This is a genomic window from Roseovarius nitratireducens (genome assembly GCF_002925845.1).
GTDB classification, from domain to species: Bacteria; Pseudomonadota; Alphaproteobacteria; order Rhodobacterales; family Rhodobacteraceae; genus Roseovarius; species Roseovarius nitratireducens.
Genome location: NZ_PDNI01000041.1, coordinates 15,348 through 32,658, shown reverse-complemented (window position 1 = coordinate 32,658; position 17,311 = coordinate 15,348). Strand labels below are relative to the sequence as shown.

The window sequence follows — 17,311 nt, the reverse complement described above, 5'->3', positions numbered from 1 at the left end:
TCGCAAGATGAGTACGTTGAAGGCTGGCGCCTGGCCCAGGGTGAGCAGGACGGCACGTTCAGCAAATGGGATCAAGATAATGACGGCGTGCTCACCGAAGCCGAGTTCAATGCAGGTGTCTTCATGAATTATGACCGCGATCGTAGCGGCATGATCGAGAAACCGGAATTCGAAAAAGCTGACCGCGACATCCGCGAGGGCTTCTGGAAGCAACTATGATCCTTCACGATACCACGAGAGGGTCGGCATTTGCCGACCCTCTTTCCGCGCACCATGCAGTAAACCTTACCCATCACTGAGCCCGTAGGATAAGTCCGTCTGGGGAAAGGGGAACTCCGTTCTTCAGACGATTTGTGCAACTTGTGTAACCGTCCCTTGCGCAAGAGGAATCTTCAGAGCTGATTTTGGCGCGTCATCGGGTGCTGACATGTATCCGGCCTCATGATGCGGCGTTCCAGATGCCGTGGGCCGTTCGAAGGTCGGGTCCAGATCAAAGCCACGTGCTCGATGGCACTCTGTTGCACACTGGTTCTCCCGATCCCGTCTCACGACTGTTGCGCCAAACGTCTCCTTGCCCTCTTGTGCTCCGACGTCCTCGCGTGCCCAGAGCGCCAACAATTCCGGCTCTGGAACAAGACAGCAGGAGCGTCCGCCCATGAATGAACATGATCGTAAAATCAAGTCGCACGGCGCGGACCCGGTCGTCGTCCTGCGCCAGAAGCTGGGCGATGACGTTTGGACGGCGGGCCATCAGAAAGTCCAGCGCATGAGTATAATTGGCCGCGATATAGCCCTGTTGCGCCGCCGCATTGCCCAGCCCGTCGCCCGCCTGAAAGAAGAATTCCTGCACCCTGATGTTGTCGGGCAGCGTCCCGTCGGCAAGCCGGGTCGCGTAGTCGAGCGGCGTATATGCCCCGAAGAGGCGGTCCATCGCCGGGCCAAGAAATCGCACCTGAAGATCACTGTCCGCAACGGGCCGCCGCAGCGTCAGGGCGGTGATTATGTGCAGATGAATAGAGCTATCTTCAAGCGCCAGATCCGTCAGGGCGTTGGTGATCGTATTCGCCTTGCCCAGTCCCAGCGGCAGCGCGAGCAGCACATCGCCGCCGGTCCGCTCGACAATCCTTCTTGCAACCGCCGCCGCGTCATCCAGAAGGGTCGGCCCCCGGACATTCAACACAGGTCCTTCCAGCCGGGATCAAGGCGCAAGCGCGCGCCGTGGGCCTCGGCCAAGTCTTCCAGGCGCGCTTTGATATCGTCGGGGCCACGGGATATCGCATAGTTCATAGGCCCACCCCGGAAGGGGGCAAACCCGGTGGCAAAGATCATTGCGCCGTCCACTTGATCGCTGTCCCTGGCGACGCCAAGGCGAAGGCATTCAACACAGGCATCCAGCATCGGCAGGATCAGCCGGTCGGTGATGTCGTCAGCATCGCCCGCCTTGCCGGTATCCGGCGCGTCGTCCTTCTGCGCCGCGCCGTCCTTCCATTCGTAAAACCCCCGGCCGGATTTCTTGCCGGTATCCCCGTTTTCGACCATCTCGCGGAGCCAACCGGGAACATCCGGCATCGGCTTGTCCAGCCCCGATGTCAGGCTTTCGGCAACGTCGAGGCAGATGTCGAGCCCGATCTGGTCGGCCAGTTCCAGGGGTCCCATCGGCATTCCGAACCGTTCGGCGGCGAGGTCGATGACCTGCTTGTCATGGCCTTCCCCGATCATTTGGATTGCTTCCAGCAGGTAGGGCGTCAACGCGCGGTTCACCAGATAGCCCGGATAGTCGCGCACCCGCGCGGGCAGGCGGCCAATGGCGCCGCAAAAGGCGGCCAGCTGGTCCGATACGGTGCCGAAGGTATCGTCGTGGGTCACGACCTCGATCAGTTGCATCTTCGAGACCGGGTTGAAGAAATGAAGCCCCGCAAAGCGGCCGGGCCGTTTGAGGCTTTTGGCCAGGGTGGTGATGGACAGCGAAGAGCTGTTCGTCGCCAGTGTCGCAGTCGATTTCATCCGCAGCTCAAGCTCGGCATAGATCTTGCTCTTGACCTCGACGTTCTCGGGACCTGCTTCGATTACCAGATCGGCACTTGGCACGCCAAGCTGGTCGGGGTCCGGCATCAGCCGGTCCAGCGCATCGCGGGTCTCGATCCCGTTCAGGTGCTGATCCTTACAAACCTTGCCGGCCCGACGGATCGCCTGCCCCAACGCCTCGGTATCCGGATCGAACAACGTCACGGTCTTGCCCTTGATTGCACACCAGGCTGCGATTTCGCCGCCCATCGTGCCGGCGCCGACCACGTGGACACGGGCGATGTTGTCCTCGCCGCGGGTGTCCTCTTTCAGGGCTTGCCGCAGGAAAAAGACCCTGACGAGGTTTCTTGACGTCTCGCTGGTCACAAGCTCTGCAAAAGACGCAATTTCGCCTTGCTGCATGGCCTTTTTGTCGTCGCCATGCGCCTCCCAGAGGTCGATCAGCGCATAGGGGGCGGGGTAGTGCTCTTTCGGAGCTCGTTCCTCGGCCTTGTGACGCATCTTGCGGGCGGCATAGCTGCGCGCGGCCGACAGCGTCATCGTGCGGTCCGTCAGGCTGGGTCCGTCTCGCTCCAGATCACCGGCGATGGCGGCGCGCACGGCGGCTTCGATATGGCGTTCCTCGACCACCGCGTCGACAATGCCCAGCGATTTCGCCTTTTGGGTGTGCGCGGTCTTGCCGGTCAGCATGTAGGTCATGGCCTGGGTCGGGTCGATCCGATCCGTCAGCCGGAACGTTCCGCCAAGACCGGGATGCAGACCCAGATTGACCTCGGGAAAGCCAAAGCTGGCCCCGTGCACCGCAATGATCCGGTCACAGGCCAGCGCCACCTCGAAGCCGGCGCCAAGCGCATGACCGTGTACGACGCAAACTGTCGGACACTCCAGCGCCTCCAACCGGTCAAGAACGGCGTGTCCCCAGGTCAGCATGGCCTTTACATCCTCGGCATCCTTCAATTCGCGGAACATCGCGATATCGGCCCCAGCCGCGAAGCCACCGCTCTTGGCCGAGCGGATCACCACGCCCTTGGGCGGGTCCTGTGCAATGGCGTCACGCTGCCGGTCGAGCCCCTCCAGCACTTCACGCGAAATCGTGTTCGCCCCGGCTCCCGCGACGTCCAGCACCAGCCAGAGCACATCATGCACATCGCGCGCGGCGCGCCAGGCGCCGTCAGGCTCGGCGGTGCGGGCAGGGCCCAGTTCCAGCCGCGTTTCGCCCAAATGGTTCAGAACAGATCCCGTCATGCCACAGCCTCCAGCAACATCGCGCCGCCCTGGCCGCCGCCGATACATTCGGTCGCAATGCCGCGCACCGCGCCCTTGCGCTTCATCGCGTTGGCCAGATGCAGCACGATGCGGTTTCCGCTGGTCCCGACCGGATGGCCCAGCGAAACCGCGCCACCATCGACATTCAGCCTGTCGCGATCGATCTGCCCAAATGCGCTGTCCAGTCCCAGAACCTGCTTGCAGAACGCCTCATCCTCCCACGCGGCGAGGCAGGCAAGCACTTGCGCGGCGAAGGCCTCGTTCAATTCCCACAGGTCGACGTCGTCGCGGCTTAGCCCCTGGCGCCGGGTGATCGCGGTCGAGCACAAAACCGGCCCCAGCCCCATGATCGACGGGTCAAGCGCCGACCATTCGCTGTCCACGATCCGTGCGATCGGGGACAGCCCGTGCTTTTCGACCGCCTGTTCCGAGGCGACGATCACCCAGGAGGCACCGTCGGTGATCTGGCTGGCATTGCCAGCGGTCACCTTGCCATGGGGTTTCTCGAAGACCGGCTTCAACTTGCCAAGCGCGTCCATGTCGCTATCGCGGCGCACGCCGTCGTCGTGATCGTAATGTGTGCCGTCGCGGTCATAGGCACTCATCACTTCGCCCGTCAACCAGCTCTCGTCCTGCGCACGCACCAAGCGCCGGTGGCTTTCGACCGCGTAGGCGTCGGCCTGCTCGCGGATGATGCCGAAACGATGCGCCAGTATCTCTGCGGTCTGACCCATGTTCAGATCGGTGATCGGGTCGGTCAGGCCGCGTTCGAGGCCCAGCACCGGCTTGAAGAAATCCGGCCGCAGCCCCGTCAGCTTTGACGCGGTGTCAAGCGCGCCTTTGGCGGTTGCCATCTGCGCATACCATTCGACTGCCTCCTGCCGCAGAACCAGCGGCGCGTGGCTCAACGCCTCGGTGCCGCCCGCAAGGATCAGGTCGTGCCCGCCCTCGCGGATATAGCGATAGGCGGTGTCAATCGACTGCATTCCCGATCCGCAGTTGATCTGCACCGTGAAGGCCGCCATCGCCGCACCCATCCCAAGCCGCAGCGCGGCGACCCGCGCGGGGTTCATCTCGTCGGCGATGACATTGACGCAGCCAAGGATGACCAGATCGAACGCGTCGCGCGCGAAGGGCTGGCGTGTCAAAAGCGGACGGCCGCATTGCACCGCGAGGTCCACCGGCGTGAAAGGCCCCGGTTTGCCCCGCGCCTTGAGGAACGGGGTGCGCGCGCCATCGACAAGATAGACGGGACGATCGGTCATTTTGTGGCCTCGTTGGATGTCTTTCGCGCCCGGCGCGGTTTGGCGGATTGCCCGGTTGCCTTGAGGTCGGGAAAGAATTTCGCCAACTCGGCGGGCGTGAATTCGTCAACCGCGATCACCGCCTGCACTGCGGCCTTCATGGCGTTCAAACTCTCGTTTTCAGTCTCGGTGATCTTGCCGACCTTCAGTGCCTGTTGCTGGCTCAGCTCTGCTTCGCGCAGCCGTTTTTCCAGCGGCGCACAGTCGATGACGGCGTCAAATGCCGTCTCCAGCTTGGTGATGCCGTCGCCGGTGCAGCCGTGGAACAATGCACCCGACAGCCGCCCGCGCGTCGCCGTGCGTTCGGAAATCAGATCAGCGCACGCTTCGGTCAACGCGTCGGACGGGCCGCGCGACGCCGATTTTGGCAAGGTCACGGCGCGCAGCAGCCAGCCGGCCCACCGCGCCGGAAGATTGGCCAGAACCAGATCGAGGCTGTCGCCGATCTTGTCGAACGCGGTTTCGGCAGTGAAACGCACCAGTGGCAGGTCGGCGTCCTGTTGCCCCTCGTTTTCCCAGCGTTTCAACGTCGCCGATAGAAAATACAATTCCGACAGCACATCGCCCAGCCGGGCCGAGATCATCTCGCGCCGCTTCAGCCCGCCGCCGAGCGTCAGAAAAGCGAAATCCGAGATCAGCGCAAACGCCGCCGACCAGCGCGACATGCGCCGGTAGATCGGGAGAAGCGGCCCCGCATCCTTGGGCGCGGGCGCAAACAGGCTGAGCGTCCAGGCACGGACAAGGGCCCGAAAGAGCGTTCTGGTCGTGTGCCCGACATGGGCCCAGAAATGCCGGTCGAACGCGTCGAGTGATTTTTCCTGGTCCTCGATCTCCAGCGACTGCATCTCGTCCAAAAGATGCGGATGCGCGCGGATCGAGCCCTGGCCAAAGATGATCAGGCTGCGCGTCAGGATGTTGGCCCCCTCGACGGTGATTCCGATCGGCACCGCCTTGTAGATCTCGGACAGGTAGTTGTTCGGCCCGTCGATCACCGCCTTGCCGGAATGGATGTCCATGGCATCGTTCAGCGCGTCGCGCATCCGGTAGGTGGCGTTCGATTTCATGATACCGGAAATCACCGCCAATGCGCGGCCTTCATCGAGGCCCACGCAGGTCAACTGCCGCGCCGCGTCCAGCGCATAGGCATTGGCCGCAAGCCGCGCGAGGCTTTCCTGCACCCCGCCGAATTTCGACACCGGGATGCCGAATTGCTGGCGGACGCGGGCATAGGCCCCGGAAGTATGCGCCGCCAGCGCGCTGGCCGCCGCCGAAAGTGATGGCAGCGAAATGCCGCGCCCCGCCGCAAGCGCGCTCATCAGCATCATCCACCCCTTGCCGGCATAGTCCGGCCCGCCGATGATGTTGTCCAGCGGTATGAAAACGTCGGTCCCGTTGGTCGGGCCGTTCTGGAACATCTGCCCGGCCGGGATATGGCGACGACCGATCTCGACCCCGTCCAGATGGGTCGGCACCAGCGCACAGGTGATGCCGATATCCTCGGTCTCACCCAGAAGGCCGTCGGGATCGCGCATCTTGAAGGCAAGGCCGAGAACGGTGCAGACCGGCGACAGGGTGATGTAGCGCTTGGCCCAGTTGAGCCGCAGGCCGAGCACCGTCTCGCCCTCCCATTCCCCCTCGCAGACAATGCCGGTATCGACCATCGCCGCGGCGTCTGACCCGGCCTCTTCGCTGGTCAGGCCAAACGCCGGAAGCTCGGTTCCGTTCGCCAGCCGCGGCAGCCAGTGATCCTTCTGCCCTTCGGTTCCGAATTGCAGAAGCAACTCGCCAGGTCCAAGCGAGTTTGGCACCATCACTGTCACCGCAGCGACCAGAGAACGTGACGAAATCAGCCGCACCACTTCGGAATGGGCCAGCGCCGAAAAACCGAGGCCGCCATATTTCTTCGGGATGATCATGCCAAAGAAACCGTCGTTCCGCATCATCTGCCAGGCGTCCTTGGGCAGATCAGCGGTCAGGCGGTTTACCGTCCAGTCGTCGACCATCTGGCACAGCTTCTGGCACGGTCCGTCGATAAAGGCTTGCTCCTCGTCGGTCAGGCGGGGGGCAGCGACACGCCGCAATGCGCGCCAGTCGGGATTGCCGGAAAACAGTTCCGCCTCCCACCAGACCTCGCCCGCGTTCAGCGCCTCTGCCTCCGTTTCGGAAAGCGACGGCAGGGCGCCGCGGGCCCAGCGGTGGATCGGCTTCGTAAGGTGGTCGCGGCGAAAATTGCGTAGCGTCATTGCGTGACTTTCCGTGTTTTGCAAGCGCTGGCGCGATGCGTGCCACTTATGCAGACGCATAGTTTCAAACTGCGGCTCACGTTAACGAAACAATACGCAAACAGCCTAACTCGTTCCGCATGGCCAGCAAAACGGAAATGTCCGGTCGGATGCTGACGAGGCCTCAGATCAGCCCGAGGCCTCCGAGAACGCGCATGCGCGAGCATGGCGGAGACCTTGACCATCACGCGGTATGTGCGTTCAGGAAATCCGCAATGACTGTGCCAACCTCATCGGGCTTTTCTTCCATTATCCAGTGCGCTGCGTCGATCCAGCTCAGCTTGGCGTTCGGGATGGTCTCTTGCAGCCTCTCGGCAAAAGCCGGTTTCTGGAAGGCATCGTGCTGCCCCCAGAGGATCAGTGTTTCGTGCTCCAGTTGCGTCAATTCACCCGCAATGGCCTGGGTGTATTCCGGGTTGAGGCGCCGGAAGTTGCGGAAGATGGCCTGCTTGCCTTCCTCGCTTGACCACGGAGCCATGATGATCTCCATGACCTCTGATGTTAGCGCCTCGGGCCGGTGAACGCCCTGCGGCAGGAACCCGCGCAGCATGTCGAGGAAGTCAAGAAGGCTCATCGCTGCCTCGGCGCCCGGCTCTTGCAATGGCAGGAATTCGGGGATCGGCCACGAGTCGAAGCAGACCGCGCTGCTGAGAACCAGCTTTTTCACCCGCTCGGGGTAGCGAACGGCGATGATCTGCGCCACGCCGCCACCGATGTCGTGCGACACCACGTCGGTTCGGGCGAGCCCGAGCGAGTCGAGCACGCCGACCATCAGCCGGGCCTGCGCGGCGATCGACACGTCAGTGTGCTCGGGCTTGTCCGATTGGCCGTAGTTGAGCATGTCGGGCGCGATCACCCGGTGTGTCCGGGCGAGCACCGGGATAATGTTGCGCCACAGCAGGCTTGATGTCGGGATCCCGTGGATCAACAGAACCGGCGGGCCAGTGCCCTCGTCGAGATAGGCAATCCTGTGGCCTTCGACCTGCAGATACTTGTGGGTATAATCGGTTGTCATGTCGGTCTCCTTTTAAGGTTGGAAGGGGCAGGCGGGTTTCGCGCCGTTGCGCTTCATCCCTGGTGCTGGCCGCCGATCCCCTCGAACATCGCGCGCAGATCGACCGTCGCGCGTGTGCCAATATCGGTGAAGTTTTCATCCAGCCAGCGCGTGGCGGTCTCTCGGCCCATGTCGCGCAGCATGGTCAGGAAATCCCATTCCACATTCATCTTGGACGAGGCCCCCAAGGGTTTCAGTTCGGCCTGGTTCTCGATGACATGCACCCGCACCTGCCGATAATCCTCGGCTGAGAGCTTGCCCTCGCGGATCAGCCGGTCGACGAAATCAATCGCGCGCAGTTCCTTCAGCAGGCTGCCGTTGAAGCTGATCTCGTTCATCCGGTTCTGGATATCCATCGGCGTTTTCGGCGCACCCTTGCGCTCGATCGGGTTGACCTGAATGACCACGATATCATCCGTGCCGGTCTCGCCGTGAAATGGAAACAGCGACGGGTTGCCCATGTAACCGCCGTCCCAATAGGGCACGCCGTCGATCTCGACCGCCTGATACATGTTCGGCAGGCAGGCCGAGGCCATCACCATGTCGAGCGTCAGCGTCTCGCGCGGGAAGACCTTGACCTTGCCGCTTTCGACGTTGGTGGCCGAGATATAAAGCTTGAAGGCGGTGCAGTTGCGCACCATCTCGAAATCGATGGTTTTCTCCACCAGATCGCGCAGCGGATTGTTGTTCATCGGGTTGAGCTGATAGGGCGAGGCGATCCGCGACAGCGCGTCCATGGCGTGGTACATCGGGTTGTTTTCCAGCCCCCAGTTGCCGGTCAGCTTGTCATAGGGCGTGCGCTTCAGCAGGCTGTGCTTGGCGCCGTCGCTCATGGCGCGCCAGAAATGATCGAGCGCCGCGCGTGCACCCTCGGGGCCGTCGCGGGTATAGCCATCGGCCAGCGCCACGGCGTTCATCGCCCCCGCCGAGGTGCCCGACACCCCGGCGATCCGAAGCCGCCCGTCTTCGAGCATCCGGTCGAGAACCCCCCAGGTGAAGGCGCCATGAGCACCGCCGCCCTGCAGGGCGAGGTTAACGAGCTTGGTCTTGGGTGCCATGTGAGTGGCCCTTCTTGGGTTGGGAATGCGCTGACCGCGCGGCACTCAGGCCAGATAGTCGTGTACGACGCGCCCGTAGGGCAGCGCCAGATCGGCGATGATATGCTGGCCCTCGACCACCCGACGCACCGGCAGGTCCGCCACCGGCGCGTTGACATGCGGCACCAGATGCAGCTGTGCGCGGCCGCGCCAGAAGCCCTTGACGGTGATCTCGGTCATCTCGAAGGCGACAAGCTCGGCGATGCGGGGCTTGCCGGTCACGCAGGGGATCAGCTTGAGATTGACCGCGGTCTTGGCCAGTTTCCTGGCGCATTCGGCGGGATCGTCGCAGGCGCTTTCATGCTTGTAGACCATGGTGCCCATCGCCACCCGCTGCCCGGCATAATTGAGCGTTCCGGTCAGCGTGTCCTTTTCCACCCTCAGCGACGGCTCGCCCCAGCGTTTGGGAAAGCCCCAGATCTCGCGCCCTGCGGTGATCGGCGGCTCGATGTCGAGAAACATCATCGCGGTGTAGTTGACCGGCTTGCCGTCCAGCAGGCAGGGGATGACGATGCCGGACTCCTGATAGGCGCCAAAGCCGGAGCTGTCGGGCATGTCGATCCATTCGTAGACCACGGTGTTCGAGCCGTCGGGTTCCAGCGGCTCTGGCACCAGGGCTCGGATCGCCTCCGGGTCGGTCTCATAGATGATGTTGAAATACTGGCGATTGACAAAGCGGTACGGTCCGAACGGATAGCTCGGATTGCCCGGCGGCATGCCGGCGAGCGACAGGATCTCGTACTTGTTCATGGGATCGTGTCCCTTTCGGTTGGCGTCACGCGCCGGGGCCGCAGTCGATGGAGCGCGGTGGAGTGTCGGCGCGGTGACCCAGCTTCACGCTCAGGTCGCGCAGGGCGCTGCGCAGGCCCTCCTCGATGACCGGGTGATAGAAGGGCATCTCCAGCGCCGTCTCCACATCCATACCGGTCTGCACCGCCCAGGCCAGCAGGTGCGCCAGATGCTCGCCCCGCGGCGCGACCATTTCGGCACCAAGCAGGCGGCCCGTGCCGCGCTCGCCATAGATGCGCAGCAGGCCGCAGTTTTGGCGCAGAACGCGGGCGCGGCCCTGATCGGCGAAATCCACCTCGCCCGTGGCGAAGTCGCACGCGCCGTCGGACAGCTCGGCAAAGGACGCGCCGGCCGTGGCGATGTTGGGATCGGTAAAGACGATCCCCAGCGGTGTGCGGCGGCGGTGGGTCTGCACCTGCGGAAAGCGCCCGGCGTTATCACCCGCGATGCGACCGTCATCGGCGGCCTCATGCAGCAGCGGGATGCGGGCCGCGACATCGCCTGCAAAGAAGATGTGGCCGCCTTCCGACTGCATGGTCGCCGGATCGACTTCGGGGGCGCCGCGCTCATCGAGCGTCAGCCCCGAGGCGGCAAGGTCAAGCCCATCGAGCGCCGGTGCCCGCCCGGTCGCGGCCAGAAGCCAGTCGAACCGCTCTTCGCGCACTTGGCCATCCTCCGTGAAGCGCACCACCACCTCATTCCCCTCGCGGGTGACCTTCTGCACATCGGCATCCGGATCGAAGGGCAGATCGGCGCCGATCGCTGCGGCGGCGGCATCGCGCACCGCCGGATCAGACAGCGGGCCGACGCCGCCGCCCTTGCCGAACAGCCGCACGCGCACGCCGAGCCGGTGGAGCGCCTGCGCCAGTTCCAGCCCCAGGACCCCGCCGCCGAAGACCGCGACCGCACCCGGCAGATCGGTCCAGCCTAACACATCGTCATTGACGATCAGCCGATCGCCCACAGCCTCGAACGCATCCGGCTTCACAGGAACCGATCCGGTGGCGACGACGATACGCGCGGCGCGCACGGTCTCGCCGGTGTCGAGCCGCAGCAGGTTCGGCCCCTCGAACCGTGCACAGCCCCTGAGGCGGTGCGACGGATCGATCCCCTCCACTGCCTCGATCACGAAACCGACAAAGCGGTCACGTTCGCGCCGCACCCGGCCCATCACCTCGGCCCCGTCGATCCGCGGCGCGGCGGCGTGAACGCCGAAACCGGCGGCCTCGTGCACGGCCTCGGCCGCCTCCGCTGCCGCGATCAGCAGCTTCGAGGGCATGCAGCCCACGCGCGCACAGGTGGTCCCATAAGGACCACCCTCGATCAGCACGATCCGGTCGGTATGTTTGCGCGCCGCGCGATAGGCTCCCATGCCCGCCGTGCCCGCGCCGATGATGGCAACATCAACCTCTCGCATGGCTCAATCCATCCGCCAGCCATGGCTGACCACGATGCTCTGACCGGTCAGCGCGTTTCCGGTAAATGAGGGCGCCGCCAATGATGACGCATCTCTTGTCGGCGTGTCTCATGCTGATGTCGTCCGTTCGATAGGGTCGAGTCGGAAACGCGCTGGGCAGAGGTAACCCGACCGGCGCGTGCGTTGCGAAGATCACCGACACGTCAGGCCGCCATGCGACCGCGGATCGGATAGTCGTTCTCGCGGATGAATTTCAGCCCCTTGGCGAGACCGGCGAGATCCGGGCGGGCGAACGGCGCGTTCGAGACGTCGACAACCTGCAGAAGCCCGTCGGCATTGATCACGAACACACCCGGTTCGGCAAAGGGACGGTCGGTCTCCTTCTCGGAGCGGGGCTCGGAGACATAAAGGCCGAGCATCTGCATCTGCTCCACCGTCAGGCCGTAGCCCACGGGGACTGTCACGCCGATCTCGTCAGTGAAACTCCGGGCGCGATCCTCGGGATCGCTGGATACGGCCACGATCCCTACCCCTGCCTTGGCGAACTCGGGCGCGGTGCGTTCGAGTTCCGCGAGATAGGTCTTGCAGATCGGGCAGTGCTTACCGCGATAGATCACCACCATCTGCCAATCGTGATCGTCCACCGGTTTGCCGAGGGTCAGGTCACCGCCGCCGAGGCGCGCGACGCTGATCTCGGGAAGGCGTTTGCCGGATTTGAGCTTGCTGGCCATGGTGGTCTCCTTCAATTTGCAAAACTTCGACACTCGGCGCTTCTTGAGGCATCGCTGATGGTTATTCGCGGACGTCAAAAGGTTCACTGCGAAGTGCGGAAGGCATCGCGCTCTCGAGCCGCCATACCGGCCCGGACGCAAACGTCTGACAGATGCAAAGCCCGTCGCCTCAGCGGAGGTGGCGTTCAGGCGCGGCCACTACAACCGGTCTCAACGGATCGTGAAGCGAGCCGCGGCGCGCCTCAGACCACCGGCGCGGAGCCGCGGTGCAGCAACATGGCGTAGACCCCGCCGAGAACGGCGCCGAACGCGATGTGCATCACAAGCGTCATGATCGGTGCCATCATACCAAGCTGCATGCCGAAGAACCCGGCCCCCGCCATCGGCATCATCGCCACCATCATGATGAGCCAGGCACCAATGCCGAAGACGACGCCCTTGAGCCAAAGTTCCCCTCCAGGCAGGTACGATTCAAGCAGTGCGAAGGCGCCACCCCAGACAACGGTGCCGATCATGAAGTGAACGCCCCAGGCAATGGCCGTCGACACCCCCATCATCATCGCAATCATACTGATCGGATCCAACGCGGGCATCAGCCCCATTGCCCCCTTCATCAGCATCATAAGCGAAAGGGCAACGGTTGCCGCAAGTCCGGCGAGCATTCCTTTTGCAATATTGGTCATGGTAATGGCCCTTCCTGGCTGCCGCACAATCGGCGGTCTTAGATAAACGCTTTGTCCTGCATTTCGTTGCGTGCGGTCAGAACGCCAACACGACATCGTGATATTGCTTCAGACCGAATGGGCGCTGTTTCTCATTGAGTGGCAGCAAGTCCCAATCATCAGATTATTATGGCAATTCACACAGGGCTGCCCTGATCTGTGTTAGCCTGCGGGGCTGTCCGGTGCCGCGCTCGGGGATGCGGAGCGGTCGAAGCGACCAACATGGATCAGCATGCCAGGCACCTGTACGGGGTAGCGTAATGCTGCTGACTTGATCAGCAAAACACCCACGGAGGAAGAAACGTCATCGTCAGAGAAATCGAGTCAATCTCAACAACAGCAGGCCGAACAGCAGAAGCGGTCGGCCTTGGGCGGTCTGCGGTCGCTACTTACTTCAAGCTGAACGGGCCGGGGTGGTTCCGGCTCCCGGGTCCTACTTCGTTGACCCTGACGAACGCGTAAGAGGCTGATGTTCAACGGGTTTCGCATTCTCACAAGTTGCCGCGTTTGCAAGATCGAGCGGTTTGAGCCGTCGGAATCTTGCGATTTCGGTGCGGGAGGCGCCCGAGATGGCGGCGAAATGACCTTGTTCGGCGTCGGGGTCCGCTTTCGGCAGCATTGGTTCCGGCCCCGGAGCCCCGTCACGGCTGTCACAATAGAGGTGCTCAATATCATGACCGCGACCAGTGCGCCCATCCTCGCCGGTAGCCACCTCATTGTGGAGGGCCCTGCATGAGACAGGCAATCGTCACAGTCACGGGGGTGTCCAAGCGTGAGTTCAGCCGCGGCTTTCGCGGCACAGTTTACTACAGGGGTGGAAAAAAGGCCTGCGTGGCCGCCAGATTACCACTCGAAAGATGAGGATTTATCTATGACCGTTCGCCAGGCGTTCCTGTTTCTCAGTGTTTCCCTCATCGCTGTTATTTTGCTGCTGGCCCGACAGTGGCCTTCGGTGCATTGGGCCTGGCTGTTGCTGGCTCCGCTGTTATTACTTGGCCTCTATGACTTGTTACAGAAAAAACACACGATACTGCGTCTCTATCCGCTTATCGGCCATTTCCGCTATATGTTCGAAGGCGTCCGTACCGAAATGCAACAGTATTTCGTAGAGTCCGACACCGACGGGATGCCGATCAGCCGCGAATTCCGCAGCCTGGCCTATCAGCGTGCCAAGAACATCACCGATACCCGCGCGTTCGGCACCGTATTCGACGTGTATCGCGATGGCTACGAGTGGCTGAACCATTCCCTTGCCCCCACGGATTGCAACAAAGACGATTTGCGGGTGCAGTTTGGAGGTGCCGCATGCAAGCAGCCCTATTCGGCATCGCCCCTGAACATTTCGGCAATGAGCTTTGGCGCGCTCAGCCGTAATGCGGTAATGGCGCTCAACCGTGGCGCCAGGCTGGGGCAGTTTGCGCAGAATACCGGTGAGGGCGGGATCAGCCCGTGGCACCTGCAAGACGGCGGCGATCTGATCTGGCAGATCGGCACCGGATATTTCGGGTGTCGCACGCCGCAGGGTGACTTCGACGCTGCGCTTTTCACGGAAAAGGCGGGGCTCGATGCCGTCAAGATGATCGAGATCAAGCTGTCTCAAGGTGCCAAGCCTGGCCATGGCGGGGTGTTGCCGGCCAGCAAGCTGACCCAGGAAATCGCTGACATCCGGCATGTGACCATGGGCGAAGATGTCATTTCGCCGCCGGCGCATTCGGCATTTACCACCCCGACCGGCCTGCTGGAATTTGTCGCCAGGCTACGCGAGTTGTCGGGCGGCAAACCGGTTGGCTTCAAACTTTGTGTCGGGGACAAGCGGGAATTCCTTGGCATCTGCAAGGCCATGCGGGACACCGGCATCCTGCCGGATTTCATCACCGTGGACGGCGCCGAGGGCGGCACCGGGGCCGCACCGGTGGAATTGACCAATTCGGTGGGGATGCCCCTGCGCGGCGGCCTGCACTTCGTGCACAATGCGTTGCGCGGCATCGGCGTGCGGGATCAGGTCCGCATTATCGCCGCAGGTAAGGTTTTTTCCGCCTTTCACATGCTTCGGGCGATGGCCCTGGGGGCCGATACGGTCAATTCTGCGCGCGGCATGATGTTGGCGCTTGGCTGCATCCAGTCGCGTCGCTGCAATACCAACAACTGCCCCACGGGTGTGACCACGCAAAACCCTTCGCGCTACAAACAGCTGGATGTCACCGACAAGGGGGTGCGGGTGGCCAATTACCACCATGCCACCATCACGGCGCTGATCGAACTTTTAAACATCCTGGGCCTGCGCGGGTTGAACGAGGTGCGGCCATCGCACATCACCCGGCGGACCAGTCAGGAAGTGGTGATGAGCTATGACCAGATCTATCCCTGCATCGCGATTGGGTGTCTTCTCAGGCCCGAAACCGTTCCCGACGACTGGAAACGGGACTGGGACGCGGCCCGTGCCAAGAGTTGGCGATGAAACCGGCTGAAACAAGATCGAATTTGAAGTGCAAGGAGGCGCGGCGATGACAATTTCCGACATTCTTTTGAAGATACTGGCGGCCCATGGGGTCAAACATCTGTTCGGCATCCCCGGCGATGCGATCAACGATGTAACGGACGCGTTACGCCGACAAGATGACATCCGCTTCATCGGGGTGCGCCACGAGGAGACCGGGGCGCTTGCGGCCTCGGTGCAGGCTAAGCTGACGGGGCGGCTTGCGGCGTGCATGGGCACCTCCGGTCCGGGCGGTATTCACCTTCTGAACGGGCTTTATGATGCGCGGATGGACCACGCGCCGGTGATCGCCATCACCGGACAGGTGGCGACCGGAGTACTGGGGACCGAGGCGCATCAAGAAGTGCGGCTGGACCGGCTGTTTGCCGATGTCGCAGTCTACAGTCAGACCGTCACCACCGAGGCGCAGGTGCCAGATGTGTTTCTTGAGGCCTGCCAGGCGGCGATCGCCCATCGCGGGGTGGCGCATGTCTCGATCCCGACTGACGTGTCCGGGCGCAAGCTGTCGCTCGACTCGGATCGGCCGATCAAGGCGGCGACTGCGGGCCTCATCTCGCCGGTGGCGGCGGACTGCGGCGCGGCACTCGACCTGATCGGGAAATCAGAGCGTGTCGCGATCCTCGCGGGTGTCGGCTGTCTGGGCGCCCGCGACGAATTGCTGGCCTTCGCCGAGGCGGTGCAGGCCCCCATCGTACGCACCCTGAAGGCCAAGGAGATCATCGACGACGACAATCCGCTTTGTGCCGGGGGCCTTGGCCTTCTGGGCGGCAAGCCGGCTGTCAAGGCGATGGACGGCTGCGATCTGTTGATCCTGGTCGGCACGGATTTTCCCTATCGCGATTTCTATCCGAAATCGGCCAAGGTGATCCAGATCGACATCGAGCCGACGCGCATCGGCCGTCGCCACCCGGTCGATATCGGACTGGTGGGTCACGCCGGGCCGACGCTGGCAACGCTCGCCAAAGGGGTCAAGGGTCAGAGGTCGGGGGCGTTCCTGACCGAAATTCAATCCCACATGGCCGGTTGGCGCGAAACCCGCGACAAGGACGAGGCGTCGGACGCGACGCCGATCAGCCCGCCGCGGTTGGTCTCGGCGCTGTCCAGGGTCGCCCCGGACAACGCCATCTTCATTGCCGATACGGGCACCTCGACGGCGTGGGCTGCGCGGCATCTGCATGTGCGCCCCGGCCAGCGGTTCACCCTGTCGGGGGGCCTTGCCACCATGGCCATCGGCCTGCCCGGCGCGATCGGCGCGCAACTGGCCTATCCCGACCGCCGCGCCATCGCCCTCGTGGGCGACGGGGCTTTTGCGATGCTGTCTTGCGATCTGGTTACCGCGGTCCGTTACAAGCTGCCGATCGTCATCGTGGTGCTCAACAATGCCAAACTGGGGTTCATTACGCTTGAACAAGAGGCCAAGGGCCTGCCCGACTGGGGCACCGATATCCTCAACCCCGATTTCGTGGCGCTGGCCAAGGCCTATGGCGCGGCCGGGTTTCGGGTGAGCGAACCGGACAAGCTGGAATCGACGCTGTCGGAAGCACTGGCCGAGACCGGGCCCGCGGTGGTCGAGGTTGTCGTCGATCCCGGTGCCCTGATCATGCCGCCGACGATCGACGCCTCGCAGGCCTATCGTTTTGGCCTCGCCAAGCTGCGCGAACTTCTCGGGCAGTGACGCGCAATATCCTGCAAGTGAAGGACCACCGGCTAGCGCCGGTGGCATCACTTGGCGGAATGTAATTCCAGATACTGAAGTATGATATCGTCAGTGACATTTCCGGAGGCGGTCGAGAAATATCCGCGCGCCCAGAACCGCCTGCCCCAGTAGCGCTTGCGCAAGTCGGGGAATTCCATCTGGATACGGCGTGACGACCGGCCCTTGATGCGCTGCATGACGTCCGAGAGCGATAGTTTCGGCGGGATCGACAGGAACATGTGGACATGATCCCGCGCCAGCACGCCTCGCACGATATGGACGCCCATTTCGTTGCAGGTCTGACGGATGATCTCGCGGATATCCCCGGACGCACGATCGATCATCCTGCATCTGTCGGCGGCACAGTGGCATTGAGCCCGGCCCAGCCAGATCGCCCGAGAGGCTGATACAGGTAAGTGCCCACTTTCTGA

Annotated in this window: 13 protein-coding genes and 1 pseudogene; 3 read left to right on the top strand and 11 right to left on the bottom strand. The window is 63.0% G+C overall.

The features are described 5' to 3' along the window. The coding region (locus CRJ03_RS08240) for a penta-EF hand family protein (protein ID WP_206018271.1) at positions 1-219 on the top strand (219 nt) is incomplete at its 5' end. 271 nt (positions 220-490) lie between these two features. On the opposite strand, the gene CRJ03_RS08235 is transcribed toward CRJ03_RS08240, so the two are convergent. From CRJ03_RS08235 to CRJ03_RS08190, 10 genes are all read right to left on the bottom strand, one after another. After that, on the bottom strand, positions 491-1,099 hold the full coding sequence (locus tag CRJ03_RS08235; protein ID WP_129590261.1) for a hypothetical protein: 609 nt from the start codon (positions 1,097-1,099) through the stop codon (positions 491-493). A 74-nt stretch (positions 1,100-1,173) separates the two neighbouring features. Continuing rightward, positions 1,174-3,270 (bottom strand): 3-hydroxyacyl-CoA dehydrogenase NAD-binding domain-containing protein, encoded by a 2,097-nt coding sequence (locus CRJ03_RS08230; RefSeq protein ID WP_104018415.1) that lies wholly within the window; start codon positions 3,268-3,270, stop codon positions 1,174-1,176. Then, positions 3,267-4,556 (bottom strand): acetyl-CoA C-acetyltransferase, encoded by a 1,290-nt coding sequence (locus tag CRJ03_RS08225; RefSeq protein WP_104018414.1) that lies wholly within the window; start codon positions 4,554-4,556, stop codon positions 3,267-3,269. The genes CRJ03_RS08230 and CRJ03_RS08225 overlap by 4 nt, the downstream gene beginning before the upstream one ends. Beyond that, positions 4,553-6,838, bottom strand: a complete 2,286-nt coding sequence (locus tag CRJ03_RS08220; RefSeq protein WP_104018413.1) for an acyl-CoA dehydrogenase — start codon at positions 6,836-6,838, stop codon at positions 4,553-4,555. The genes CRJ03_RS08225 and CRJ03_RS08220 overlap by 4 nt, the downstream gene beginning before the upstream one ends. 223 nt (positions 6,839-7,061) lie before the next feature. After that, entirely contained in the window at positions 7,062-7,892 is an 831-nt protein-coding gene (locus tag CRJ03_RS08215) for an alpha/beta fold hydrolase (protein ID WP_104018412.1), read from the bottom strand. 53 nt (positions 7,893-7,945) lie between these two features. Continuing rightward, the gene (locus CRJ03_RS08210; RefSeq protein ID WP_104018411.1) at positions 7,946-8,989 is read right to left on the bottom strand and encodes a patatin-like phospholipase family protein; all 1,044 of its coding nucleotides are present in this window, start codon (positions 8,987-8,989) and stop codon (positions 7,946-7,948) included. Between the two features lie 45 nt (positions 8,990-9,034). Continuing rightward, positions 9,035-9,778, bottom strand: a complete 744-nt coding sequence (locus CRJ03_RS08205) for an acetoacetate decarboxylase (RefSeq protein WP_104018410.1) — start codon at positions 9,776-9,778, stop codon at positions 9,035-9,037. Between the two features lie 25 nt (positions 9,779-9,803). After that, complete coding sequence (locus tag CRJ03_RS08200; RefSeq protein WP_104018409.1) at positions 9,804-11,234, bottom strand: dihydrolipoyl dehydrogenase; 1,431 nt, start codon at positions 11,232-11,234, stop codon at positions 9,804-9,806. A gap of 203 nt (positions 11,235-11,437) precedes the next feature. Next, positions 11,438-11,965 carry a peroxiredoxin-like family protein gene (locus tag CRJ03_RS08195; RefSeq protein WP_104018408.1) on the bottom strand — a complete coding sequence of 176 codons (528 nt, stop codon included), beginning with the start codon at positions 11,963-11,965 and terminating at the stop codon, positions 11,438-11,440. Between the two features lie 242 nt (positions 11,966-12,207). Further along, positions 12,208-12,648 (bottom strand): DUF6789 family protein, encoded by a 441-nt coding sequence (locus CRJ03_RS08190; RefSeq protein WP_104018407.1) that lies wholly within the window; start codon positions 12,646-12,648, stop codon positions 12,208-12,210. A gap of 910 nt (positions 12,649-13,558) precedes the next feature. Between CRJ03_RS08190 and CRJ03_RS08180 the strand changes: the two genes are divergently transcribed. Then, a complete protein-coding gene (locus CRJ03_RS08180; RefSeq protein ID WP_104018405.1) occupies positions 13,559-15,145 on the top strand; it encodes an FMN-binding glutamate synthase family protein in 1,587 nt (528 codons plus the stop codon). Positions 15,146-15,191: 46 nt separating this feature from the next. Beyond that, positions 15,192-16,859: a thiamine pyrophosphate-dependent enzyme gene (locus CRJ03_RS08175; protein ID WP_104018404.1), complete on the top strand. Its 1,668-nt coding sequence runs from the start codon at positions 15,192-15,194 to the stop codon at positions 16,857-16,859. 28 nt (positions 16,860-16,887) lie between these two features. Here the strand turns inward: CRJ03_RS08175 and tnpA are convergent. After that, a pseudogene (tnpA, locus tag CRJ03_RS08170) lies at positions 16,888-17,200 on the bottom strand (IS200/IS605 family transposase); the annotation flags it as partial. Between the last annotated feature and the right edge of the window lie 111 nt (positions 17,201-17,311).

Bases quoted from the DNA above. Each gene is read 5' to 3' on its own strand.
- CRJ03_RS08230 (WP_104018415.1), bottom strand. From the start codon at position 3,270: ATGACGGGATCTGTTCTGAACCATTTGGGCGAAACGCGGCTGGAACTG.
- CRJ03_RS08225 (WP_104018414.1), bottom strand. From the start codon at position 4,556: ATGACCGATCGTCCCGTCTATCTTGTCGATGGCGCGCGCACCCCGTTC.
- CRJ03_RS08220 (WP_104018413.1), bottom strand. From the start codon at position 6,838: ATGACGCTACGCAATTTTCGCCGCGACCACCTTACGAAGCCGATCCAC.
- CRJ03_RS08215 (WP_104018412.1), bottom strand. From the start codon at position 7,892: ATGACAACCGATTATACCCACAAGTATCTGCAGGTCGAAGGCCACAGG.
- CRJ03_RS08210 (WP_104018411.1), bottom strand. From the start codon at position 8,989: ATGGCACCCAAGACCAAGCTCGTTAACCTCGCCCTGCAGGGCGGCGGT.
- CRJ03_RS08205 (WP_104018410.1), bottom strand. From the start codon at position 9,778: ATGAACAAGTACGAGATCCTGTCGCTCGCCGGCATGCCGCCGGGCAAT.
- CRJ03_RS08200 (WP_104018409.1), bottom strand. From the start codon at position 11,234: ATGCGAGAGGTTGATGTTGCCATCATCGGCGCGGGCACGGCGGGCATG.
- CRJ03_RS08195 (WP_104018408.1), bottom strand. From the start codon at position 11,965: ATGGCCAGCAAGCTCAAATCCGGCAAACGCCTTCCCGAGATCAGCGTC.
- CRJ03_RS08190 (WP_104018407.1), bottom strand. From the start codon at position 12,648: ATGACCAATATTGCAAAAGGAATGCTCGCCGGACTTGCGGCAACCGTT.
- CRJ03_RS08180 (WP_104018405.1), top strand. From the start codon at position 13,559: ATGACCGTTCGCCAGGCGTTCCTGTTTCTCAGTGTTTCCCTCATCGCT.
- CRJ03_RS08175 (WP_104018404.1), top strand. From the start codon at position 15,192: ATGACAATTTCCGACATTCTTTTGAAGATACTGGCGGCCCATGGGGTC.